The organism is Burkholderia sp. AU39826, assembly GCF_020419965.1.
GTDB classification, from domain to species: Bacteria; Pseudomonadota; Gammaproteobacteria; order Burkholderiales; family Burkholderiaceae; genus Burkholderia; species Burkholderia semiarida.
In genome coordinates this window covers 19811-44882 of sequence record NZ_JAIZQG010000011.1, presented here as the reverse complement: position 1 = coordinate 44882, position 25072 = coordinate 19811, and the positions used below count along the sequence as shown (strand labels likewise).

The window sequence follows — 25072 nt, the reverse complement described above, 5'->3', positions numbered from 1 at the left end:
CCTGACCCGCCTATCCATGTGCCAGATTCCGATGTCGCGCCGCGAATGGCTGAAGCTCGCGGCCCTGTTCACCGCGACGGGCGCCGCCCCGTTGCTCTCGATGGCGAACGCGCACGCCGCGGCCGAACCGGATGCGCCGGTCCGGATCGGCTATCTGCCGATCACCGACGCGGCCCCGTTGCTGGTGGCCCACAACAACGGCTATTTCGCGTCCGAAGGCCTGACCGTCGAGCAACCGAAGCTGCTGCGCAGTTGGGCGCAGCTCGTCGAGGCATTCCTGTCGGGCCAGGTCAACGTCGTGCACCTGCTGTCGCCGATGACGCTTTGGGCGCGCTACGGCAGCCGCGCACCGGCGAAGGTGGTCGCCTGGAACCACGTGAACGGCTCCGGGCTCACGGTCGCGCCCGACATCGATTCGCTGCGCGATCTCGGCGGCAAGACCGTCGCGATTCCGTTCTGGTACTCGATTCACAACGTCGTGCTGCAGGACCTGCTGCGTCAGCAAGGGCTCGTGCCCGTGCTCAAGCGGCGCGGGACGCCCGCGGCGAACGAGGTCAACCTCGTCGTGATGGCGCCGTCGGACATGCTGCCCGCGCTCGCCGCGCGCCAGATCGCCGGGTATATCGTCGCGGAGCCGTTCAACGCGACCGCGGAACTGATGAAGATCGGCAAGATCCTGCGCTTCACCGGCGATGTCTGGAAGAACCATGCATGCTGCGTCGTGTTCATGCACGAGCACGATCTGACGCAGCGCCCCGCGTGGTCGCAAAAGGTCGTCAACGCGATCGTGAAGGCGCAGCTGTGGGCGCGCGCGCATCCGCAGGAAACCGCGCAGTTGCTGTCGAAGGACGGCACGCACCGCTATTCGCCGCATACGCTCGCGTCGCTCGACCGCGTGCTGGTGCCGTCGGCGTCGCTGGCCGACACGTATCGGGCGAGCGGCGCGATCCGCCATGCCGACTGGCACGCGAAGCGGATCGACTTCCAGCCGTATCCGTTCCCGAGCTATACCGAGGCGCTGGTTCAGCGGCTCAAGCGCACGGTGGTCGACGGCGACGGCGCCTTCCTCGCGTCGCTGGACCCGGCGTTCGCGGCCCGCGATCTCGTCGACGACCGGTTCGTGCGCAAGAGCATCGACGCGGTCGGCGGGCTGAGCGCGTTCGGTCAATCGGGCGCGTTCCAGCGCGAGGAGATCATCGTTGTCTGATGCGCTCGCCTCCCGCCGTTCGGCCGCACCCGACACGCGCCGCAGCGGCGGCTCCCGCTACCCGGCACGCGCGGCCGCGCGATGGCTCGGCGTGGCCGGGCTCGTGGCGACGATCGTCGTCTGGTGGGCCGCGATCCACGCGTTGACCGAGTCCGGCTCGCTCGGCCGGCAGTTCGCGCCGGACAGCGCGCTCGCCAGCCTGCGGTCGCTGTGCGCGGACGATCACCTGCTCGAACACGCGCTCGTCAGCCTGCGACGCATCGGCGTCGGGCTCGGCGCGGCGCTGCTGGCCGGCGTCCCGCTCGGGCTGTTGCTCGGCCGCGTGCGATGGGTCGAGCGGATGCTGTCGCCGACGTTCCAGTTTCTGCGCATGGTGTCGCCGCTGTCGTGGATGCCGCTCGCGGTCATGTCGTTCGGCATCGGCGATCGCGCGATCTACTTCCTGCTCGGGTTCGCCGCGCTGTGGCCGGTGCTGATGAGCACGGCGGCCGGCGTTACGCAGATCGACCGGCGCTGGCTGCAGCTCGGCGCAAGCCTCGCGGCCACCCGCCGCGAGCTGCTGGTGCACATCGTGCTGCCCGCCATCGCGGGGCCGCTGCTCAACGGCATCCGGCTCGCGATCGGCATCCTGTGGATCGTGCTCGTGCCGGCCGAGATGCTCGGCGTCAACGCGGGCCTCGGCTACCTGATCCTCGACACGCGCGACCGGCTCGCGTATGCGGAACTGACGGCGGTGATCGTCGTGATCGGCGCACTGGGCTTCACGCTCGACGGCATCGCGCGGGGGTTGACCCGCGCGCTGCTGGCGTCCGACCGCTAGCGCGATACGCGGCGGCCGGACGAGCCGCTTGCCGCCCGCGTGTCAATTCCACGCATGGCGCGCCGGGCGCGCGCCGTTCAGATAGTAGTTGCCGACGAGGTGATATTTCCAGCGCACCGGATCGTGCAGCGTGTGCGTGCGCGCGTTGCGCCAATGGCGGTCGAGGTTGTGCTCGGCGAGCGTCGATTGCGTGCCGGCCAGCTCGAACAGCTTCTCGCCCGCGAGCAGCGCGATCTCGGTCGTCAGCACCTTCGCTTCGCCCACCGCCACCGACGCCCGCGCGACGTCGTCCTCGGTCACGTCGCCCTTTGCCGTGATCTCGTCGAGCGTGCGCGCCGCGCGTTCGAGCAACGCGTCGGCCGCATGCAGCTGGATGTGCAGCCGGCCGATTTCGCGAATCGTCAGCGGGTCGTCCGAGGCCCGCTCGACGCCGCTGTCGACCCACGGCCGCGCGCGGGTCCGCACGAACGCGAGCGTATCGTCGATGGCCGCCTTCGCGATACCCGCGTCGATCGCAGCCTGGATGATCTGCGACAGCGGGCCGTTGAGCGTCGGCACGTCGGACACGCGCTGCGCGGGCAGCACGTGCGACGCCGGCACGCGCACCGCGTCGAGCACGACCGTGCCGCTCGCGGTCGTGCGTTGCCCGAATCCCGACCAGTCGTCGATCACGGTCAACCCGGGCGTCGGCTGCGGCACGTACGCAAGCCATGCCTGCCGCGCGTCGTCGAGCCCGAGCACCGGCACGTAGTGCGCGAACAGCGCACCCGTCGAGTAGAACTTGGTGCCGTCGACGACATAGTCGTCGCCGTCGCGGCGCACGCGCGTCTTCAGGTCGAGCACGTGCTTCGTGCCCTTCTCCGAGAAGCCGTTGCCGAACCGCTTGCCGCTCAGCACTTCGGCGAAGAAATGACGCTTCTGCGCGTCGGTGCCGACGAGCGCGATCACGTCGACGAGCCCGAAGTGATTCTGCGGAAGCTGCCCGAGCGACGCATCGGCCGCGGCGACGATCTTGATCACCTCGGTGAGCGTCACATGCGATACGCCCGCGCCGCCGTATGCCTTCGGCACCGTGATCGCCCACAGCCCCGACTGCGAGAACCATTCGATTTCCTCGCGCGGCAGGCGGCGTTCGCGGTCGCGTTCGGCGGCCCCTTGCGCCAGGCGTTGCGCCAGCGCATGCGCGACCTCGATCGCCTCCGCATCGTCGGCGATCACGCGGGCTGCCTGCGGTCGTGCATCGGCCGGCCGTTCCTGAATCGTCGCGCTCGTGTCTGACATCGGGCTCTCCTGTCGAATGGTGAAAGCGATCAATCTAGCAGCGCCGCGCGGGCCGGAAAACCGAGCGATTCTCGAAACGATATTCCTTTGGATAACAAACGATGAGCGAATGGCGAAGGCGATTGCGCGTTCTGACGTCGCAATCGATGCAGGAACGCCGATACGCGCCGCGCGGCCACGGTAATACGCAGCGACGATAACGATCCGAGAATCCGTTATTGGAACGCCCGCGTCGCGCTTCCTATACTGGGCTCCCGGCGCAAACGGCCACGCCCTTCGAGGAAATCCGCATGACTTCATCGCACGCAGTTCCCGACCTTTCCACCGGTACCGATTACGATGCGCTCGCGAGCCGGTTCCGGCCGATCTTCGAGCGCATTGCCGCCGGCACCGCCGAGCGCGATCGCCGCCGCGAATTGCCGCACGAGGCGATCGGCTGGCTCAAATCGGCCGGCTTCGGCGCGATACGTTTGCCTGTGAGCGCCGGCGGCGCCGGCGCATCGCTGCCGCAGTTGTTCCGGCTGCTGACCGAGCTCGCGGCCGCCGATTCCAATTTGCCGCAGGCGTTGCGCGGGCACTTCGCGTTCGTCGAGGACTGGCTCAATGCGCCGGCCGGGCCGCGGCGCACGACCTGGTTCGACCGCTTCGCGAGCGGCCAGCTCGTCGGCAATGCGTGGTCGGAAGCCGGCGACGTGCCGCTCGGCCAGACCGTCACGAAGGTGTCGGAGCACAACGGCCGGCTCGTGCTGAACGGCCGGAAGTTCTACAGCACCGGCAGCCTGTTCGCCGACTGGATCGACGTGCTCGCGCAGCGCGCGCACGACGGCAGCGACGTGATCGTCGCCGTCGCGACCGCGCAGCCGGGCGTGATCCGCGAAGACGACTGGGACGGCTTCGGCCAGACCACCACCGGCAGCGGCACGACGCGTTTCGAGAACGCGGCGGTCGATGCGGACAACGTGATCGATTTCGCGCGCCGCTTCAAGTACCAGACCGCGTTCTACCAGTTGTTCCACGTGGCGACGCTGGCCGGCATCGGCCACGCGATCGTGCGCGACGCGGGCGAGCTCGTGCGCAACCGCACGCGCGTGTACAGCCACGGCAATGCGCAGCGGGCCGGCGACGATGCACAGCTGCAGCAGGTGATCGGCGAGATCGCGTCATGGGCGTACGCGGCCGACGCGCTCGCGCTGCGCGCCGCGCAGCCGCTTCAGCAAGCCTATGAAGCGCGCTTCGGCGGCGATGAAGCGGCCGAGCAGGCCGCGAACGTCGCGGCCGAAATCGAATCCGCGCAGAGCCAGCTCGTCGTGTCCGAACTCGTGCTGCGCGCGGCGACGCGCCTGTTCGACGCGCTCGGCGCATCCGCGACCCGCAGCACGACCGCGCTCGATCGCCACTGGCGCAACGCACGCACCGTGTCGTCGCACAATCCGCTCGTGTACAAGGCGCGCATCGTCGGCGACTGGATCATCAACGGCCGCACGCCGCCGTTCGTGTGGCGCGTGGGTAACGGCGCGGGCGCAGGTGCGGAAACCGGAGTCGCGCGATGAGCAAGACCATCCGCTTCAACGCGTTCGAGATGAACTGCGTCGGTCACCAGTCGCCCGGCCTGTGGGCGCATCCGCGCGACCGCTCGTGGCAGTACAAGGATCTCGACTACTGGACCGACCTCGCGCGCGTGCTCGAACGCGGGATCTTCGATGCCATCTTCATCGCGGACGTGATCGGCTACTACGACGTGTACAAGGGCAGCAACTATCACGCGCTGCACCAGGCCGCGCAGATCCCGGTCAACGATCCGCTGCAACTGGCCGCGCCGATCGCGATGGCGACCGAGCATCTCGGCATCGGCATCACCGCGTCGACGACGTTCGAGCACCCGTACACGTTCGCGCGCCGGCTGTCGACCGCGGACCATCACACGAAGGGCCGGCTCGCGTGGAACATCGTCACGTCGTATCTGGAGAGCGGCGCGAAGAACGTCGGCGATCACGGGCTGCGCACGCACGACGACCGCTATGCGGTCGCGGCCGAGTACGTCGAGGTGCTATACAAGCTGTTCGAGGGCAGTTGGGAAGACGGCGCGGTGGTGCGCGACCGCGACGGCCGCGTGTTCACGCATCCGGAGAAAGTGCACGAGATCGGCCACAAGGGCCGCTTCTTCGACGTGCCCGGCTATCACCTGTGCGAGCCGTCGCCGCAACGCACGCCGGTGCTGTTCCAGGCCGGCGCGTCGGGCCCCGGCAAGGCGTTCGCCGCGCGGCACGCCGAATGCGTGTTCGTCGCCGCGCCGACCCGCGACCAGCTCGCGCGCTACGTGGCCGACGTGCGCGCGCAGGCCGCGGCCGCCGGGCGCGACCCTGCGAAGGTGCTGATCTACAACCTCGTGACGGTGATCGTCGACGAGACCGACGAGAAGGCGCAGGCCAAGTTCGACGAGTATCGCCGCTACGTATCTTACGACGGCTCGCTGGTGTTCATGTCCGGCTGGACCGGCATCGACTTCGGCCAGTACGCGCCGACCGATCCCGTCCGGCGCGTCGACACGAACGCGATCGTGTCGGCGGTCGAGCACCTGTCGGGCGGCGACACCGCGTGGACGATCGAGGCGCTGGCCGCCTGGGGCGGCATCGGCGGCATGGGCCCGGTGTTCGTCGGGTCGGCGGCGACCGTCGCGGACATCCTGCAGGAATGGGTGGCGGCGACCGACGTGGACGGCTTCAATCTCGCGTATGCGGTCGCGCATGAAACCTTCGAGGACGTCGTGCGCTATCTCGTGCCGGAGTTGCAGCGCCGCGGCGTGTATCCGACCGCGTATGCGCCGGGCACGCTGCGCGAAAAATTGTTCGGCGGTTCGGCGCGGTTGCCTGACGAGCATCCGGCCGCGCAGTTTCGCGATATCGAGCAGGTCAAGCGCGCGGCCGAGCGCGAAGCGGTCAGCGCTTAACGGCACGTCCAACAACGTCGAAGCCGGGCTGTCCGCATTCGCGCGGCGACCGGCTTCAGCTTCAGCACAAACGGCTTCGTGCAGTCCGACGAAGCCGTGCGTATTTTCCGGGGCAACGGCGAGCGCCCCGGTCAGCGCTTACGCCGCGCTTTCGTCATCGACGTCGTGCGCCGTCGGTTCGTACCGCACGATCAGCAGGAACACGATCGGCGTGACCGCGCTGATCGCGACGACCCAGAACATGTCGGTGCCGAGGCGGGCTTGCAGGATCGGCAGCACGAACAGCGCGAGCGCCTGGCCGATGCCGCACAGCGACCGCCCGAAGCCGACACCGGTGCCGCGGATCGCGGCCGGATACGACAGCGTCGGATAGATCATCATCTGCGCGCCGGGCCCGAAGCCTTCGGCGAACAACCACGTACCGAGCATCAGCAGCACGACACCGACCGCGAGCGCACCGTGCGGATGGCCCGCGAGCGCAAGCGCGACGAGCGCGACCGTTTGCAGCGCGAACCCCGCGATCGCGACATGGCGCGACGGATAGCGATATGCGAGACGCATGCCGAGCAAGCCGCCGGTGAACGCGAACAGCACGTTCAATGCGAGCGATGCCGCGATCGTCTCGAACACGCCCGCACCGAGGAATTGCGACAGGATCGACGGCAGGAAGAACGCGATCGCCGTGTATTCGAACGGGATGCACAGGTTCATCACGCTGGCGACGATCGTGCGCCCGAGATACGGGCGCTGGAACAGCACGCGAATCCGCACCGGCGGCGGGCCCGGCTCGCGTCGCACGTCCTGCGCTTCGTGCGCGTGAATGCCGTACGACTGGCGCAGGATGCGCGCGGCGTTGGCCAGATCGCCCTGATTCGCGGCCCACAGCGGCGATTCGTTCATGAAGCGGTTGCGGAACAGGATGATGACGAGCGCCGGCACCGCGCCGAAGATCAGCGACGCGCGCCACAGCCATCCCGCATGCTCGGCCGGCAGCAGGAAGTACAGGCCGAAGATCAGCAAGAAGCACACCGACGACGCGACGTACCACATCGGGCACCACGCGGCGAGCCGCGACGCCTTGTTGCCGCGGCCGTTGAACTTCGAGAATTCCGCGAGAAACGCCATCGCGACCGGCAGGTCGATGCCGACGCCGAGCCCCATCACGAAGCGGGCGGCGATCAGCACCCAGACGTTCGGCGCGAGCCCGGCCGCGATCGCCGCGACCACGAAGAACAGCATGTCGGCCATGAACACCTGGTAGCGGCCGATCCGGTCGGTCAGCCAGCCGCCGATCAGGCTGCCGAAGATCGTGCCGATCATGATCGCCGACCCGACGAGCCCGGTCAGCGCGGGCGTCAGCCCGAATTCGCGCGTCACGTCGTCGATGCCGTAGGACAGCGTCGTCAGGTCGTACGCGTCGAGAAACACGCCGCCGAGCGCCAGCAGCACGATCATCCGTGCATGGCTGACCGAACTGTCGACCGTGTTGATCAGGCGCGCGACGTCGCTGGCCGAGCGGATGGGGGAAGAAACCGGCGTAACGGGGCTCAGGTCGATCGAACTCATCGGATTCCTTAATGTGTCGCCGGATGGCCGGCGAATGAGCGGCGAAGTTTGCAGGATGCCGGCCGCCGCGACAGGGGCATTGCGGCCCGGGCCGTCGAACGAATGCGTTCCGGCCGTCGTCGAATGCGTCGCTTGCCGGCACCGGAAATTCTGTTCTCCAGGCCCGGCAATCCCAAGCGATATAAACCGATAAATTAATCGGCGTGCGTCATAAAGTTGCGCGGGCCGTGCTATCTCCTTCCGGCCGCCCGGCGGCCGGCCTCGCCGCGCCGCTGCTCGACCTGCGGATCGCCCGCAAGCTGTATGGCGATCGCACGGTCCTCGCCGACGTCGCGTTGCAGGTCGCGCCACGCGAGATCGTCTGCGTGGTCGGCCCGACCGGTTGCGGCAAGAGCACGCTGCTGCGGATCGTCGCCGGCCTCGACGCGAACTTCTGCGGCAGCGTGATGCTCGACGGCAGCGCGCTCGCCGGGCCGTCCGCGCGCGTCGGCGTGATCTTTCAGGAGCCGCGGCTGCTGCCGTGGCTGTCGATCGCCGACAACGTCGGCTTCGCGGCCGGCGCGCGGGGCGGACGCGACCCGAGCGTCGCGCGCTTGCTCGACGAAGTCGGTCTGGCCGGCGTCGCACGGCAACTGCCGGCCACGTTGTCGGGCGGAATGGCGCAGCGCGCCGCGATCGCGCGCGGGCTGTTCGGCGAGCCGGATCTGCTGCTGCTCGACGAGCCGTTCAGCGCGGTCGACGCGATCACGCGGATGCGTCTGCAGACGCTGCTGCTCGACGTCGTCCAGCGGCACCGGATGGCCGCGATCGTCGTCACGCACGATCTCGACGAGGCGCTGTATCTCGGCGATCGCGTGCTGATGCTCGCGCCGAACCCGGACCGCGTCGACGACGAACTCCACGTCGACGTCGCGCGGCCGCGCGATCGGCGCGATCCGTCGCTGGCCGCGCTGCGCGCGCGGCTGCTCGATGCGTTCCAGCGCTTTCACGATCGCGCGGCCGGCGACACGGCGGGGATCCCGGCCACGCCGGCCTGACATCGCCGGCCCGCGCCGCACACGACTTCATCGCGCGGACACCGACCGCACGAACGCGGCCAGATCGCGATTGAACCGCTCGGCTTCCTCGATGAACGGCGCGTGCCCCGACTCCGCATACACCTTGCTGGCGATGCGCGGATTCAGCTCGGCCGCGCGAGCCAGCCTCGCGGGCGTATCGACCAGTGCATCGCGGCCGCCGTAGATGAAGCGCAGCGGCACGCGCGCGTGGCCGAGCCCCGCCGCGGCGAATACCGACATCGTCGGGATGGCCTTTTGCATGTCCCACGACGCCATCGCGGCATTGGCGAGCAACCGCTCGAACGTGGCGGCATCCGGCCGGCGGTTGAAGCACAGACCGACGAACGTGCGCTCGCCGTCGAGATGCGTTTTCAGGTCCGGCGCATTCATGTCGCGGTACACGTCCGGGTGATCGACGATCTGGCCCGGCGCGAGTTCGACCACGCCGTCGACGTACACGGCCCCCGCGATCGCGCGGTCGCCGTATCTGGCGAGGTAGTTCGAGATCACCACGCCGCCGAGCGACCAGCCGACCACGACGGGCTTGCGTGCATGCGCGCCGTCGATCACCGCGGCGAGATCGTCGCCCCAGCGGCCTCCGTCGCGATACGGCCGCGCGCCGGACGGCTTGTCCGACAGCCCGTGGCCGCGCAGATCGTACGTGATGATCCGGAATCCGCGCAGCTCGGGGCTCTCGACCTGCGCGTCCCAGTTCAGGCGGCTGCCGAGCAGGCCGTGAATCAGGATGACCGGCACGCCGTCGGGGTCGCCGCTTTCCTGGACGGCCAGCTTCACGCCGTCCGTCGACGTCACGGTATAGCTGAGCGGCGCGGCCGCCGCGTCGTACGCCGACGCGAACGGCGTCGCCCACCAGACCACGGCCAGCAGCCAGCGGATCAGCACTCGGGTAGTCACGATTTTTCCTCCAGGCATGAACGGACGCACAGTCTCAACCCTCACACTGATGTGAGAGTCAAGCGAATCGTGCTAACCTGCCCCGCATGAAAAACCCGCCTCCGCAGCCGCTGCTGACCATCGGCAAACTCGCGCAGCTCACCGGCGCGAGCGTGCGCTCGATCCGGCACTACGACGAGCACGGCCTGCTCGCGTCGGTGCGCGCGGCCAACGGCTACCGCCTGTTCCCCGACAACGCGGTGACGCAGGTCGGACAGATCCAGCGCATGATCGCGACCGGTTTCACCCTCGACGACATTCGCGGCTTTCCGGACTGCATGCTGCTGATCGAGGGCGCGCGTTCGTGCGATCAGATCACCGAGGTTCAGCGCGAACGCCTCGAAGCGATCGACCGTCAGATCGCCGATCTGGAAAAGCGGCGTGCGCGGCTCATCAAGACCTTGCAGGATGGCGCGGTGCCGCCGCTCGATTGAGGCGCCAGCGTTCACCGGCACGAATCAGCCCCCGCGTCGCCCTTCGGGCGCCCGCTTCACATCGGAATCGTTCGAGAATGCGCGACCGGCGACGGCGCGCACACCACGCCCGCCGAGCCACCGAAAAAACGGGCATATTCAATTACCGCCGATTACAAACGCTTTTCATAAACACATCCTTGACATGCCGAATCGCGTGGTATTTACTGCCATTGCAATCGATGCAATACGAAAAACCGCACGACGAAAAACAGGACTGAGAGTTGCATTTGCAGCGGCGCGCAGCAATACGCGTCGGCGAAATGCAAGACCGAGAAGTAAAACAGGCTTGATCCGACCGGGGGCCACATCCATGTCCGCTACCACCAAACCGCCGCCTGGCGGTTGATTCCCGCCATTCAGCCATCCGACCCCGCAGGCCTGCCGCCGGTTTTCCGATAGAACCGGGGCGGTGCCGTGACGTGCGTCGCCCACCCGAATCGCATCGCGCATGCGTCGGGTTTCAATGCGAGACGGCATGTTCGCGGAATATCCATTTTAAAAATCCGGTGGATCCCGAATTTCACCGGCGATGCATTATCAATTCGGGATTTTCTTAAATCTGTCGCTTCGATATTTCATATATTGATGAAGGAATAAAAATGAGTACCACGACGATCGAAAGTGCCGGTTACGGGGTCTACAACTCGACCATCGATGTCACGAGCCAGGTGGCGGCGGCCTACAAGAACGGCCAGCGCGTATTCACGGCCAGCAACCAATGGGGCGATCCGGCCCCGGGCGAGCGCAAGTACCTGTACATCTTCTGGACCCGCAACAGCGAATCGCAGTCGGGCGTGACCGGCGAGAACGATTCTCACGGCGTGACCCTGCCCTGAACCGCGTTCCGCGCGCGGGGCGGGCCGCCGCGCCGCGGCAGTTGGCAATCGGCAGTCGCACGGCCCGTGCGCGTCATCCGGCGCGCAGCGTGTCTTCCCCACCTTACCGATCGACAGGAGTCTTTCATGCCGTCCGTTTACGTGCAGAACATCTCGATTCCCCTGAGCGACGCCAAGCCGTCCGATTCGGGCGTCATCACGGCCCAGGCCACCTACAGCTTCCCGACCAACGTGATTGCGGCCGGCGCGTCGGTGGCCAGCTACTCGGTCTCGTTCGGCAACACCGACCACCACCTGCGCACGGTAGGCGCGAGCGTGCAGGTGCAGACGCAGAACAATTCGCCGACGGTGACCATCACGGGCTCGCTCCAGTTGATCGACAACAGCAGCAACGAGCTCAATCCGAGCAGTTGCTCGCTGATCGCGTCGGTGATTGCCTGGGCGCAATAAGCGGCGTTCGCCGCCGCGTCGCCGCGATGGGCGGCGGCGTCTTTTCCATTGCCTGGTTTGCGGTCGTGCCTTTCGTGGTCCTCCGCCCGGCGTTCGGGCCGGGGACCATTTTCTCGAGGAGTCGCCATGTCCACCACCGCCAGCCAGCAGGCCGACATTCCCGCCCTGGGCGTGCTCCAGTTCGACGCCGGCAGCTTCGGTTCCGCCGTGAACCTGTTCCGCGGCAATCTCGCCTTCCCGCTCAAGCTGCTGACGCTGCCGGCGCGTGGCGGGCTGGCGTTCGACCTGACCCTGCTGTACCAGAGCAACGTCGCCGACCAGGTCTCGCAATGGAACCTCACGAACCCGAGCGGCGCGCTCGGCGTGGGCTGGAGCATGCCGCTCGAGCGCATCGTCGCGGAAACGCAGGGCACGGGCAGCCCGCTCGACGTGCAGTACTACCTGATGAGCCAGGGCCAGGCGATGCAGCTCGTGCCGATCCCCACGGCGTGGGGCCGCGGCACGCTGGCCGCCGACGCGTTCGACGACGCCGCGAGCGCGGCGCCGTTCGCGAGCGACCGGGTGCCGGCGGCACTCGCGTCCGCGCTGGAGCGACACGGCTGGCGCCCGTCGGGCGACGCGCGTGTCTCGCCCACCGGCCGCCCCGGCGAGTGGCGTCTCGACGATGCGCCGCTGCGCCGCTCGCATCTGCTGCGCCGGCAAGCGGACGGCACGATCGCCGTGACCACCGACGGCCAGTCGTATGAGACGGCGCCCTACCAGTTCTGGCAGATCACGCACTACCCGGCCTGGGACAGTTGGGAAGTCGTCCGCCCGGACGGCACGGTCGCCACCTACGGCGGCTCCGATGCGGCCGCCGCCGCGCGCAACCTGATCCAGTGGGGCATCCGCTGGGGCAACTGGGTCGGCCCGAGCCGCCGCGCGGAAAACCAGCAGCGCTATGCGGTGGCGTGGAATCTCGCGCAGTTGCGCAACACGCTCGGGCACTGGATCGAATTTTCGTACAGCACGATCGAGCAGGCGGTCGGCGACGGCACGTTGACCTACACGCGCGAATGCCAGATCGCGAGCATGGAAAACGATCTCGGCTGGTCGTGCCGGTTCGCGTGGCAGCCGATGACCTACGACACCCGCTCGCTCGACGCGCCGAAGGAATACCTGGCCGCGCACGGCGACCCGACCCAGGTGCCGGGCGACAAGCCGAACGCGTGGCAGGACCGTTACGAGACGCGCTATCTCGACCACGTGGACGTGATCGACGGCTCGGGCGCGCAGCAGACCCGCCTCGATTTCGACTGGTACGACCTGACCCTTCTCGCGCCGCGCGACGCCGCCAATCCGCTCGCCACCGGCGCCTGCTACAAACGCTATCTGAAAAGCGTGACGGACACCTTCAGCGGCGGCGCGGCCCGCCCCGGCATCACGTTCGACTACAACTTCGATGCCGGCGGCGCGCCGAATCCAGGCGCGATGACGTCGATGACGCTGCCCACCGGCGGCGTGCTGCGCTACACGTACGCCGAGATCGACGTGGGCGCGGACGAGAACGTCGATCCGGGCTCGCGCAATCTCACCGTCGACAATCCGTTCGGCGCGAGCCGGCCGGGCGCGCCGCGCATCTGGTACGGCGCCGACTACGTGGTCGTCGCGTGGTACGAGGCCAGCGAGAACGCGCTGCTGGTGAACGTCTACACGTGGCTGGGCCGCTGGATTCCGGCCTGGACGGACTGGCAGCGCTTCGACGGCGCGCTCGATCTCGACCGGACGGTGGCCACGACCAGCGCCGACAGCTTCGTGCTCGTGCTGGCGAGCCTCGACGACACGCAATCGACGCTCTATCTCGCGTCGCGCCGGCCGGTCGCGAACGCGGACTGGCGTTTCGCGGGCGAGCCCGGCGCGCCCACGCCGTACCGCTACGACAGCAGCCAGTTGCGAATCGCCAACGGCGCCGACTTCTTCGTCGTGATCGACAACGACGATCGCCGCGTCGACCGCTACGCGCTGAACTGGCAGACGCGCGGCTGGGACGTCGCCCCCGCGCTCGCGAGCGGCACGTGCTGCCCGTCCGGCAGCATCAATACGCAATCGTACGTGGCGGCGGCCACGAATCACTATCTGGTGTTCTGCTATGACGAGGACACGGCGCACGGCCGGTTCAGCCTGATGGTTCGCGATGCGGCGACGCTCGCGTGGCGGCTCGGCAGCACGCTGGACACCGACGCGATCACGATTCCGGCCGTCGGCGCCACGTCGTATTTCCAGTTGTCGATGGGCCAGGGCTTCGCGGCAGCCGCGTGGATCGACCGCTATGCGTCGTCGGGCGGCGTGGTGAAGGCCTTCGACTACCGCCTGGCGGTGCCCGCGTGGGACGACGACTACGGCAACCTCGCGTTGCGCCCGCTGCCCGACGTATTCGACGGCCCGGGCTTCACGAACCTGTCGCCCGCCTTCATGCAGACGCTCGGCCCCGTGATCACCGGCAACAGCCTGGTCGGCTCGGGCCCGAACGTGCTGGTGTTCGACGGCGTGAGCTGGTCCTACCACTTCGCGGGCATCCAGTACCCGCCCGGCAGCGACGCGAACCGCCAGTTCTACTGGTACGCGTGGGACCCGCTCGGCGTGCTGAAGACGGAGAACACGACGTCGGCGCTCTACTCCGCGCTCGACAGTTTCGATCCCGATGCCGACACGCCCTGGGTCACCCAGGTGCTGCAGGACGAGGATCCGGCGCCCGCGGATCGCCAGACGCAGGGCTTCCCGACGCTGGCCGGCGAATTCCTGTCGCAGAACCGCGACCTCTACGGCCGTTCGGTCTGGCCCGCGTGGAACCCGATCGCCGGATTCCGGCTGGGCGAAATCACCGTCGATCGCTTCGACAGCACGACCGTCATCAACCAGGCGCCGGATTTCCTCGCATTCATGACGCTCGACGCCGACGGCGCGCCGCTCGACACGCAGGTGCGCTTCTTCAGCAACGGCGGGCTGCTGCGGGACGCGCAGGGCGAGCCGGTGGTCGAGCGGTTCCCCGGGCAGCAGATGTTCCGCCTGCTCAACAGCACGCTGCAGTACGAGATGGCCATCTCGGGCAAGCTGCCGGCGATTCCGTCGGGCTTCGTGACCTTCCCGTCGGGCAACGAGATCGACGCATCGACCCACGTCACGCTGCACCGCTATGCGAATCACTCGCTGCATGCGCCGCTCGCGGCCTTCGTCGTGACCGCGCTGGCGATGGACAGCGGCTACGACACGATGCTGCGCTGCTATGCGTACGCGGACGTGTCGGCCAACACCGATCCGTCGGGCAGCATCGTGCAATTCTCGACGGTGTCCGAATACCAGGCGTGCGAGACGCCGCAGGCGCAGCGCTACGGCTGGACCACGAGCCATTTCTACAACGGCCTGCCCGCGCGCACGCTGCAGTTACCGGACGATTGCCGCGTCCGCGCCGGCGCATGCGATACGGCCGCGCCCGTCGACGACGCGTATTCGCTCGCGGCCGGCCTGCTGTTGTCGACCTCGGTGTACGACCGCGACGGCACGCTGCTGTCGTCCACCACCAGCGACTGGACCTACACCGACCAGGTGGCGAGCGACGCGAACGGCGCCGCGCTGCGCAATCTCTACGACGCCGTGCCGCAGATCGCGACGTCGATCGAGAGCCTGCAGGGCGTCGAGCGCACCATGACCTATGCGTACAACGCGGCCTCGGGCTATCCGGCCACGGTGCAGACCGCCTACTACGACAGCCGGGGCGAGCTCAACGTCACGCAGCGCACGTCGTTGTTCGGTTTCGAGGTCTACCCGGCGATGTGGAGCGCGCACATTCTCGCGCCGGTGGCCAGTGCGTCGACGCGGGTGCAGGCGGACGGCGGCTGGCTGTTGCAGGCCGCGAAGGCGCAGACCTTCCGCAGTTGGGCCCGCGACGACGGCACCACCTATCTGGCGGAAGCCGACAGCTGGGTCGCGGTCGACGCGGATGCGCCGCCGTTCGCCGCGTGGAACGGCGGCCAGCCCGGCGCGGGCTGGCTGCTGGAAGAGCGTATCGACACCCGCGACGGCGAAGGCAACGTGCTGCTGTCGCACGACGTCACCGGCCGGCCGATGGCTTCGCTGTTCGACGACGCGGGGCGTTTTCGGATCGCGGGCTTCGTCAATTCGGCCAGCGGCAATGCGTACGACAGTTTCGAGGATTACCAGCGGCCGACCTGGAGCCTGCCGGCCGGCGCGGCCATCTATCGCGACGACGCGGCCAGCGGCACCACGTGCCTGCAGATCACCGCGTCGGCGACGCTCACCCGCGCCGTGACGTTGACCGACGGCCGCGCGCGGCAGTTGTTCGGCCTCTGGTTCAAGAGCCCGCCCGGCGCGACCGCGCGCGACTTCGCCGTGACGCTGACGCTCACCGCGCCGGGCGGCGCGCAGGTGAGCCGGCGCCTCGCGCCCACCGCCGGCCAGTGGCAACCGCAGCAATGGACCGTCGATCCGTCGTCGCTGGGCCTCGGCGCGAACGCCACCGTCACGCTCGGCATTCAGGCGGAACTGCCGGCGGGCGGCGCGGCGTGGCTGCGGCTCGACGACGTGTTCTTCACACCGCTCGACTGCCAGTTCCAGTCGATCGCCTACGACGGCGCACGGCTGCGCACGCTCGGCACCACCGCGCCGAACGGCGTGCGCTCGCGCACGCTCTACAACCCGTTCGCCGAGCCGTCCGTGACGGTCGGCCCCTGGGACAACCCGAGCCTGATCAGCATGACCTGGTTCGCCGCGCAGGACACGACGATCGGCCCGGCCGCCCCGTTTCCGCGCGCCACGCCGAACGCGGCGATCAACGTCACCGGCCAGGGGACCGGCGTGTACGACGGCTTCTGCAACGGCGCGCTGGCGTTCTACACGGCCGCGTCGGGCAATGCGGCCGACTGGACCGCGGGCGGCGGCCTGCTCAGCTATCACGGCGAGGCCGGCGGGCCGCTCGGCGCGCGGCTCGAACGCACCGGTTTCGCGGCGACGAGCATCGCCGCACGCGTGCTGGTCGATCGCGCCACGCTCGGCGACGCGGTGCTCGGCACCGGCACGTGGTTCGTCGGCTTCAGCCAGGCGCAGGGCTGGCGTCTGTGGCGGCTCGACGGCGCGAACGCGGTGCTGCTGCAATCCGACAGCGGCGCGCCCGCCGCACGGGAATGGCTGCTGGTGGCCGTGACGGGCCGCGTGCTGTTCTTCGCCGACGGGCGCAAGGTGTTCGAATATGCGAACGCCGCGGTCGCCGCCCCGTTCGGCCTGCAGCTCGGCATGACGGCGCCCGGCAGTTTCTCGGCGCTGGCCGTGGCCGAGGACGTCGGCCTGAGCGTCGAGTACCGGGACGGCCTCGCGCGCAGCCTGCAGACGCTCAAGCTCGAATCGGCCGATAGCGCCGTGCTCGACACCGGCGTGTACGACGAGCGCGGCAACAGCGCGATCCAGGCGCTCACGAGCCGCGTCACGGTGTCCGGCGCCCAGGCGCTGTTCGTCTACCAGGACGGCCTGGTGACCAACGGCGGCGCCGGCGGCAGCCTCTGGGAAGGCGCGCCGCTCGAGGGCGCGCTGGCCGCCTGGCACCCCGATGCCGGCGGCTATCCGTTCTCGCGCACCGCGTACGAAAACGCGCCGCTCGGCCGGCCGGTGGCGTTCGGCCAGCCCGGCTACGACTATGCGATCCGGCCCGGCAACACGCATTACGCGACGCGCGGCTACGGCGTCAATACCGATGCGGGGCGCTTCGCGTACCCGTTGCCGCTCGGCGAATACCACCTGACGGTGGACGTCGATCCCAACGGCGCGCTCACCCAAACCTGGTCGGACACGGCCGAGCACCTGATCGGCCGCGTGGTGCAGAACTCGGCCACCGACGACAGCCTCGACTGGCGCATGAGCCAGATCCATGACGCGCAGGGCCGCACCGTCGCGTCGGTGCCGCCCGCGTCGTACGCGGCGGGCGGCGCCGGCACGAAAACCGTGCCGGCCGGCAGCAGCACCGCCGAATACGACTTCGCCGGGCATCGGCTCAGCTCGACCGACCCCGACAGCGGCACCACGCAGATCATCTACAGCAGCGCCGGGCTGATGCGCTTCCTCGCCGACGGCAATGCGTTGAACGGCGGCTACGTCGCCTATCGCAAATACGACACGCTGAGCCGCGTAATCGAGGAAGGCACCTGCGCCGTCGCGTGGGATCGCGCGGTGCTTCAGCAGCATGCCGACGACCCCGACTGGCCGCCGTCGCCGCCCACCTGGAGCGTGCGCCGCCACTACGACGGCGACGGCTCGGATGCAACCCAGGACGACCATCTCGTCGGCCGGCTCTGGAAGGTCGAAGTCAACCAGGGCAACGCCGGGCTGGCCGCCTTGACCGAGACGGTCGCGTACGACCGGGCCGGCCGCGTGCTCGCGCGGCGCCGGCAATTCGCCGGGATGCCCGCGGGCGACTGCGTCATCGCGAATACGTGGTCGGCCGGCGGCAACCTGCTGTCGAGCACGGATTCGGCCACGGGGCTCGTCAGCCTGCGCCGTTACGATGCGCTCGGCCGCGTGCTCGAGGTCGCGGCCGACACCGGCGGCACGACGACCGTGCTGATCGCGCACGAGTACGAGCCGAACGGCAAGCCGGCGCTCACCCGGCTGCTGCCCGACGGCAACGGTTCGGCGATGTTGTCCCGGCGCTTCGCGTACACGCCGCCCGGCTGGCCCACCCTCAGCGATGCGGGGGCGGTGCTCAGGGAAACGCTCGGCTACGACACCGGCGCCTGTCAGGGCGGCGGCTACTACAACGGCGAAGTCGCGAGTCAGACCGTCACGGCGGACGTGCCCGGCGGGTCGCTCGGGCCGGCCTGCACCACCATGGATTCGCTCGGCCAGTTGACCGCGTTCGGCGCCGGCGCCGACGCGCAACGCTGGGACATCGACCTGAACGGCAACTTCGAGCGGCACACGCGCGGCGCCGACTCGGCCGGCTACACGTATGCGGCCGGCACCAACCGACTGACCGGCTACACGGCCGCGCAAGACACCACCACGTTCGCGTACGACCATGCGGGCGGGATCGTCGGCGCGAGCGACGGCGCCGGTGCGGCGCGCTGGCAGATCGGCTATGACGCCGGCACCGGGCGCCCCGTCAGCTACGCCAATCCGGGCGTGTCGCTGTCGATCCTGCGCGACGCGGACGGCAATCGCGCGGCGCTGACCCGCACGAGCGGCGGCGCGACCACGCAGCGCTTCCAGACGTCGATGCCCGACGGCGAAGTCGTGATCGACACGGCAAACGGCGCGAGCGAGCCGACCCGCTTCATCGCCGCGCTCGACGTCCAGGTGGCGTGGCACGACGGGCGCTTCTACTTCGGGCTGCTCGACCATCTCGGCAGCGTGCGCGTGCTGCTCGACGCGAGCGGCGAGACCGTCGGCGCGTGGCAGTACGACGTGTACGGCCACCCTACCGTGCTCGTGGCCGCACCGCTTGCGTGGCCGCGGCTGTTTACCGGCCACAACTACGACGCGGATTCCGGTTTCTACGACTGCAACGCGCGCTTCTACCACCCCGGATACGGCCGTTACCTCAGCGTCGATCCGATGCTGGAAACGCCGTCGCCGTACGTCTATGTCGGCAACAACCCGCTCGTCTTCACCGATCCGAGCGGCATGAACGTGTGGGGCATCATCGTCGGCGCGCTGGTCACGCTGGTGGTGGGCGTGGCCGGCGTGGTGCTGCTCGGCACCGGCATCGGCGCGGCGATCCTGGTGGGCGTGGTGGCCGGCGCGGTCGGGTCGATGGCCGGCGACCTCATGAGCATGGCCACCGGCGACCAGATCAGCTGGAAGCAGTTCGGCATCGACGCGCTGGCCGGCGCGGCGGCGGGCGCGGCCGGCGCGCTGGCCGGCGGCGGCGCCGGCGCACTGACCGCGCGCGCGGCGCTCGGCTTGAGCGCGGGCAAGGTGGCCACCACGCTGTCGGTGTCGCTCGTCTCCGGCATCGCGGGCGGCGTGGCCGGCGGGGCGGCCGGGGCCGGCGTGACGGCCGGCATGACCGGGCAGCCGTTCTTCAGCCGCGCGACCGCGCTGAACATCGCGATCGGCGCGGTGGCGGGCGGCGGCGCCGGGCTGATGGCGGCGGGCGCGCACCTCACGTTCTTCACCGGCAAGGAATCGCTCGGCGTCAACCCGACGCCGCTGGAGAACGCCGGCGAAATCCCGAACTATCCGCCGCCGAACACGCCCGGCCTGCCGAGCGAGCCCGGCCAGAGCGGCCTGGTCGGGAAGGTGCGGATCCTGATGCCGAACGATCCGGTCACGACCAGCGTGAAACGCACGTGGGATGCGTTCACCACCGATCTGCAGCGACAGCAGTTCGCGCAGAATCTCACCCGGATCGGCAACCTCGACGTCGACGTCGTGGCGACGCATGGCATCTCGCGCAGCGCGATGGTCGAGTGGACGGGCAACAACGGCGTGCAGATCAACCGGCCGATCTCCGCGTCCACGCTGGCGCGGTTCCTGCGCGCGCAGGGCTACGGCGCGGCCGATACGAACTTTCCCGCGGCGTCGGGCAGGCCGATCAAGCTCGTCACCTGCTTCGCGGGGATGGCAGGCCGCTTCGGTTTCGCGCAGGCGCTGGCCAACGAGCTGCGGGTCGACGTGTACGCGCACTGGTGGGTGGTCTATCCGACCAACAACTCGACGCCATGGATCCGCTTTCAGCCGCGCTGACGGCGCGACACATCGCGACGAGCGACGACGGCCGCGTGGCGGCCGTCGCGCATCGGGCATACCGCGCGGCTTCACCTTCGGCCCGTGGTCACGCCCATGCGCGGCCGCAACCGCGTCGCGTCAGTCGTCGAAGGTGCCCTGATATTCCGGCGCCGCATCCGCTCGCGTGTTCAGTTCGAACATCACGCCGCCCGGCGCGCGGCAAAAAAAGCGCGAGCCGCGCCCGTTGTTGAAGACGTCCGTCTCCATCGCGACGCCCTCTTCCTTGAAGCGCGCGAACAGCGCTTGCACGGCATCGAGGCTCGGCAGCTCGAAGCCGACGTGGAAATTGGTCGGCCACGCGGGCACGCCGTCGCCGACGTGATCGATCACGACGTCGAAGCCCGGGCGCTTGAGGATCCAGGATTTGTCCCAGCTTCCCGCGATCGTGAAGCCGAGGTATCGCTCGAAGAATCGGGCCGTCGCCAGCGTGTCGGCGGAGGGAAAGCTCAGGTGGTTGAGCTTCATCGTCTGTGTGGTGTCGGTCATTGTCGCGTGCTCCGATGCAGTGATGGGCGCAGGCCCCATGCCGTGCCGCCCGAGGACTTCAGAATACGAGCGCAAGCTCGCATTCCACAACTCGCATTGGACGTTCCGCCGCGGGCGCGCGAAACCCTTGCGGGGCCGGGCGTTGCGGGATGGCGACGAGCACGGCGGAAGGCGCTGCTCGCATTCGCGACGGCATCGTCGGTGCGAAATGCGCGATCGGCCGGCGACGACGAACGACGACGGCCCGGGATTCGCGAACGAATCCCGGGCCGCGGATCGACAGCGGATGCCGGGCGTCGCATGCGTTGCCCTGCACCGCGCATCGCTCAATGCGATGCAAGCCGCATCAGAACTGATAACCCGCGCCGACCACCGCGCCGAAGTCCGACCGCGCGTTGCCCGTCACCGACGCCTTGACGACCCAGCGGTTGCTCTCCGTCACGTACGAGTAGCCGGCCGCGAAGCCCTGCTGGCCGTGATAGTTCGACGTCGCCGCCGACACCATCGAGCGCCCCGCGCCGGTCGGCTGCGGCAAGCCGGCCACCGCCATCGCCGATGCGACGCCGCCGTACATGTCCTTCTTCAGGTCGTTGAACGCGTTGTACACCTGCCCGATGCGCTGGTCGGTATACCCCTTCGCCTGCGTCGACGCCGTCGCGAGATTGTCGTTCAGTTGCTGCACGTTCACCGCATCGGTCGGCGCCGTGCCGGCCGCGACGTTCGTGATCTGGCGCTCGCTGCCCTTCGCGCCGACCGAGAACGAGTTGTCGCGATCGGCGACCGAACCCTGGCCGACCGCCACCGCGTTCTTGCCGGTTGCCGTCGCCGTCGAGCCGATCGCGCCCGCATCGGCACGTGCGATCCACGTGGTATTCGCATCGGTCGCGACCGCGCGGATTCGGTCGTTGGCCGCCACGTTCTTCAGCGCGTTGTTGAACTGGCCCACGTTGACCGCGTCGTTGTCGTTCACGCCCGCCGCGACACCGGTCAGCACGCGGTCGCCCGCCGTGCCCGAGAAGTTCACGCTCGTGCCGCCCGCGTCCTTGCCGACCGTGATCGCGCCGTTCGGATCCTGCTGCTGCACGAGGCCGGCCTTGCCGTTCGCGATGTTGGTCACGCTTCCTTGCAGGTTCGAGATGTCGGTGGTGTTCTTCGCCACCTGCTGGTTGGTCGCGTAGAGCTGCGAGCCGTTCACCGCGTCGGTGCTGGTCGCGCCGAGCGTGCCGGCCTGCACGTTCGTGATGCGCGTGCCGCCCGCGCCGCCGAGCGTGATCGTGCTCTTCGAGCTGTCGTCGTACTGCACCGCGAGCGCGCCGAGCTGGTTCAGGTTCGACTGCACGTCCTTCAACTGCTTCACGTTCACCGCGTCGGTATCGCTGGTGCCCGCCGCGACGTTCTTCAGCACGACCGCCGACGTGGCATCGCCGCCGACGAGCGACACCGAATTCAGCCGGTTGCCGCCCGGATCGACGTCGTACTTGACGACGTTCTTCACCGCTTCGCCGGCCTGGTTCGACACGTTCGTGATCTGCTGTTCGAGCGCGGTCTTCACGCCCGACAACTGGCCGCCGTTGACCGCGTCCGTGCTGCCTGCTGCGAGGTTGCCGTCGGCCACGTTCGTCAGCTTCGTCGGCGCACCGCCGCGCGCGGCGTTGAACACGCCGAGCGTCGGGTCGAATTGCAGTGCATCCTGTTGCAGCCCGGCGATCGCGGCCGTGTTGCCCGCGATGTTCGTTTCGGCATTGCCGAGGCGCGTTTCGTGATTCGCGAGCGTCGTCGTGTTGCTGCCGACACGGCCGTCGAGGTTCGTCAGCGCGTCGCCGACGTTGTTGAACGCGTTGCCGCCGATCCTGTAGTCCGGTGCGCCGATCGAGCCGTCCGCGTTCGCCGTCGCGCCGCCGCCGAGCGCGGCCGCCACGCCGTCGGTCGTGCGACGCAGTTGCGCGCCGTTCACCGCATCGGTGCTGCCGGCCGCCACGTTGCCTTGCGCGACGTTGGTCACGCGCACCGGGCTGCCGCCGTTGCCCGCGCCGAGCGACACCTGCTGCTTGCTCGCATCGTCGTACTTCACCGCGAGCGCGTCGAGCTGGCTCGTCCCGTCGTGAATCGCCGCGGTCAGCTGATCGACGTTGACGGCATCGGTGCCGCTCTTGCCGGCCGCGACGTTGCTGATCAGTTGCGGGCCGTGGCCGCCGTGGCTCGCATCGTACGCGCCGAGGGCCGGGTTCCACTGCAGCGCGTCCTGCTGGAGCGCCGCGATGTTGCCGGTATTCGTCGTCACCTGGTTGCCGACCGCCGTAATCGACTGGTTCAGCGCGTCGGTCGCCTTGCCGAGCTGGCCCACGTTCACCGCATCGTTCGCGGCCACGCCGTCCGCCACGTTGTGCAGGCCGACCGGCGCCGTTGCACCCGTGCCGCCGAGCGTGACGCCGCCGTGCGCATCGTCGTCGTACTGCACCGCGTTCTTCGTCGCGTTGCCGATCTGGCTCGCGATCGACGTGCTCAGGTTGCCGAGCGTCGTGCTCAGGTTGTTCGTCACGCTCGTGCTCAGCGACGCGAGGCCGCCGTTCAACTGGCCGACGTTCACCGCATCGTGCGCGTCCTTGCCGTCCGCGACGTTGCGCAGCGTGGTGCCGTCGGGGCCGGCGAACGTCACCGAGTCGAAGCCGCTCGCGCCGTCGTACTTCACGTTGCGCGTATCGGCCGCCTGCAGGCCGGCGATGTTCGAGGCCGCCGTGCTCAGCGATCCGTTGATGCCGGTCACGCTGTTCTGCAGGTTCGTGATGTTCGACGCCGCGGTCGAAAGGGACGTCTGCAGCGGCGCGATGCCGCTCTTCAACTGGCCGACGTTGACCGCATCGGTATCGGCGACGCCGGCGGCCACGCCGCCGATCGTCGTGCCGGTGGCGCCGTCGAGCGCGATCGCCGCATGCGAGTCGTCGGTGTATTTGACGACGTTCTGCGTCGCCGTGACGATGCTCGTGCTCAAGCTGTTGCCGACGCTGGTCACGCGCTGGTCGACGTTGGAGATCGTGGTCGACAGCGCATTGCCGACCGACGTCACGCGTGCGTCGACGTTGCCGATGCCCGTGCTCAGCGTACTGTTCACGTTCTTCAGTTGCTGGACGTTGACGGCATCGGTATCGGCCGCGCCCGCCGCGACGTTCTTGAGCTGGCGTTCGCTGCCGAGCGCGCCGAACGAGACCGCGCCGCCGACCGGCGCGGCCGTGCCGCCGAACACCGGCGTGCCGCCGTTGTTCGCGCCGATGCTGCCCGAGCCGATCGCCACCTGGTTGTTGTCGTTCGTCTGCGCGCCAGCGCCGATCGCCACCGACTGCGTGCCGCCGGCGCGCGTCTGCGTGGCCGCGTCGTACGATGCGCCGGCCGATACGCCGTCGCTCGACGTCGGATTCGCACCGCCGATCGCGACCGAGCGGTCGCCGCTCGCGAGCGCCGAGTGACCGAGCGCGATCGAGCTCGTGCCGTGCGCATCGGCGACGTTGCCGAGCGCCATCGAGAAATCGCCGACCGCCGCCGACTGGCGGCCGACCGCCAGCGACGTATTGCCTTGTGCCACCGCCACCGTGCCGATCGCGGTGGCCGAGTTCGCCAGCGCCTGCGAGCCGACCCCGATCGCGATCGCGCCGCCGCTACCGCTGCTGCCCTTGCTGCCCGCGTTCGACTGGTCGCCGATCGCGATGCCGCTGGCGCCGGCCTTCGCGTTGGTGCCTTGCGTCACGTTGGTGGTGCTGACGGCCACGTAGCTGCCGTTCTTCGTCGCCACGCACAGCGGGTTGGTGCCGTCGATGCACTGGCCGTTCAGCGCGTTGTCCGGGTTGCCGCGGTCGACGAAATTGTCCGCGTGGGCGGCGCCGGCGATCAGCACACCCGCGCCGGTGAACATCGCGGCGGCGAGCGCCGAAATCTGCTTCCTCTTCATGGTCTTCTGCTCCGTTGTGTAGCGTCTGGTTTGAATACGGACTACTTACTTTTATTGACAGCTTCGACTTCGATTGCGACTTCGGTTCTGCAACGGATTCCGCCGCCGGGCTGGCCATGTCGACACGACGCGTATCGAGCACAGGTTTCGGCGGGGCGTTCGAGGGTCCCGGGCATGACGCCGGATCGACGTTGCGTTCCGTTAATTCGGCTACTTCATCAGGAATACATATTCATTCTTGTGGACGAGCTTTTCCCCGACTGAATCCCGAGATTCAAT

The 25072-nt window shown here is 68.8% G+C and carries 14 protein-coding genes; 9 read left to right on the top strand and 5 right to left on the bottom strand.

The window, feature by feature from the left end:
- Nucleotides 1–16 precede the first annotated feature (16 nt).
- Nucleotides 17–1207: an ABC transporter substrate-binding protein gene (locus LGM42_RS19390; RefSeq protein WP_060310298.1), complete on the top strand. Its 1191-nt coding sequence runs from the start codon at nucleotides 17–19 to the stop codon at nucleotides 1205–1207.
- A complete protein-coding gene (locus LGM42_RS19385; RefSeq protein ID WP_226232921.1) occupies nucleotides 1200–2027 on the top strand; it encodes an ABC transporter permease in 828 nt (275 codons plus the stop codon). The genes LGM42_RS19390 and LGM42_RS19385 overlap by 8 nt, the downstream gene beginning before the upstream one ends.
- 42 nt (nucleotides 2028–2069) lie before the next feature.
- Here LGM42_RS19385 and LGM42_RS19380 read toward each other — a convergent pair whose 3' ends face one another.
- Nucleotides 2070–3308: an SfnB family sulfur acquisition oxidoreductase gene (locus LGM42_RS19380; RefSeq protein ID WP_226232920.1), complete on the bottom strand. Its 1239-nt coding sequence runs from the start codon at nucleotides 3306–3308 to the stop codon at nucleotides 2070–2072.
- Nucleotides 3309–3598: 290 nt separating this feature from the next.
- Between LGM42_RS19380 and LGM42_RS19375 the strand changes: the two genes are divergently transcribed.
- The gene (locus LGM42_RS19375; protein ID WP_226232919.1) at nucleotides 3599–4858 is read left to right on the top strand and encodes an acyl-CoA dehydrogenase family protein; all 1260 of its coding nucleotides are present in this window, start codon (nucleotides 3599–3601) and stop codon (nucleotides 4856–4858) included.
- Nucleotides 4855–6255, top strand: coding sequence for an LLM class flavin-dependent oxidoreductase (locus tag LGM42_RS19370; RefSeq protein WP_226232918.1), 1401 nt, complete (start codon nucleotides 4855–4857; stop codon nucleotides 6253–6255). The genes LGM42_RS19375 and LGM42_RS19370 overlap by 4 nt, the downstream gene beginning before the upstream one ends.
- Before the next feature lie 138 nt (nucleotides 6256–6393).
- Here the strand turns inward: LGM42_RS19370 and LGM42_RS19365 are convergent, their stop codons facing one another.
- Entirely contained in the window at nucleotides 6394–7821 is a 1428-nt protein-coding gene (locus LGM42_RS19365) for an MFS transporter (protein WP_060310293.1), read from the bottom strand.
- A gap of 227 nt (nucleotides 7822–8048) precedes the next feature.
- Between LGM42_RS19365 and LGM42_RS19360 the strand changes: the two genes are divergently transcribed.
- On the top strand, nucleotides 8049–8858 hold the full coding sequence (locus LGM42_RS19360) for an ABC transporter ATP-binding protein (protein ID WP_226232917.1): 810 nt from the start codon (nucleotides 8049–8051) through the stop codon (nucleotides 8856–8858).
- 27 nt (nucleotides 8859–8885) lie between these two features.
- Here the strand turns inward: LGM42_RS19360 and LGM42_RS19355 are convergent, their stop codons facing one another.
- On the bottom strand, nucleotides 8886–9794 hold the full coding sequence (locus LGM42_RS19355) for an alpha/beta fold hydrolase (protein WP_226232916.1): 909 nt from the start codon (nucleotides 9792–9794) through the stop codon (nucleotides 8886–8888).
- 86 nt (nucleotides 9795–9880) lie between these two features.
- Here LGM42_RS19355 and LGM42_RS19350 point away from each other — a divergent pair, with 86 nt between their 5' ends.
- From LGM42_RS19350 to LGM42_RS19335, 4 genes are all read left to right on the top strand, one after another.
- Nucleotides 9881–10267 (top strand): MerR family transcriptional regulator, encoded by a 387-nt coding sequence (locus tag LGM42_RS19350; RefSeq protein WP_226232915.1) that lies wholly within the window; start codon nucleotides 9881–9883, stop codon nucleotides 10265–10267.
- A gap of 641 nt (nucleotides 10268–10908) precedes the next feature.
- A complete protein-coding gene (locus LGM42_RS19345; RefSeq protein WP_226232914.1) occupies nucleotides 10909–11145 on the top strand; it encodes a DUF3395 domain-containing protein in 237 nt (78 codons plus the stop codon).
- A 126-nt stretch (nucleotides 11146–11271) separates the two neighbouring features.
- Nucleotides 11272–11595: a hypothetical protein gene (locus LGM42_RS19340; protein WP_059577704.1), complete on the top strand. Its 324-nt coding sequence runs from the start codon at nucleotides 11272–11274 to the stop codon at nucleotides 11593–11595.
- Between the two features lie 126 nt (nucleotides 11596–11721).
- Nucleotides 11722–20325, top strand: a complete 8604-nt coding sequence (locus LGM42_RS19335) for an RHS repeat domain-containing protein (RefSeq protein WP_226232913.1) — start codon at nucleotides 11722–11724, stop codon at nucleotides 20323–20325.
- A gap of 120 nt (nucleotides 20326–20445) precedes the next feature.
- Here the strand turns inward: LGM42_RS19335 and LGM42_RS19330 are convergent, their stop codons facing one another.
- On the bottom strand, nucleotides 20446–20853 hold the full coding sequence (locus LGM42_RS19330) for a VOC family protein (RefSeq protein ID WP_179231829.1): 408 nt from the start codon (nucleotides 20851–20853) through the stop codon (nucleotides 20446–20448).
- 346 nt (nucleotides 20854–21199) lie between these two features.
- Complete coding sequence (locus LGM42_RS19325; protein ID WP_226232912.1) at nucleotides 21200–24793, bottom strand: YadA family autotransporter adhesin; 3594 nt, start codon at nucleotides 24791–24793, stop codon at nucleotides 21200–21202.
- Between the last annotated feature and the right edge of the window lie 279 nt (nucleotides 24794–25072).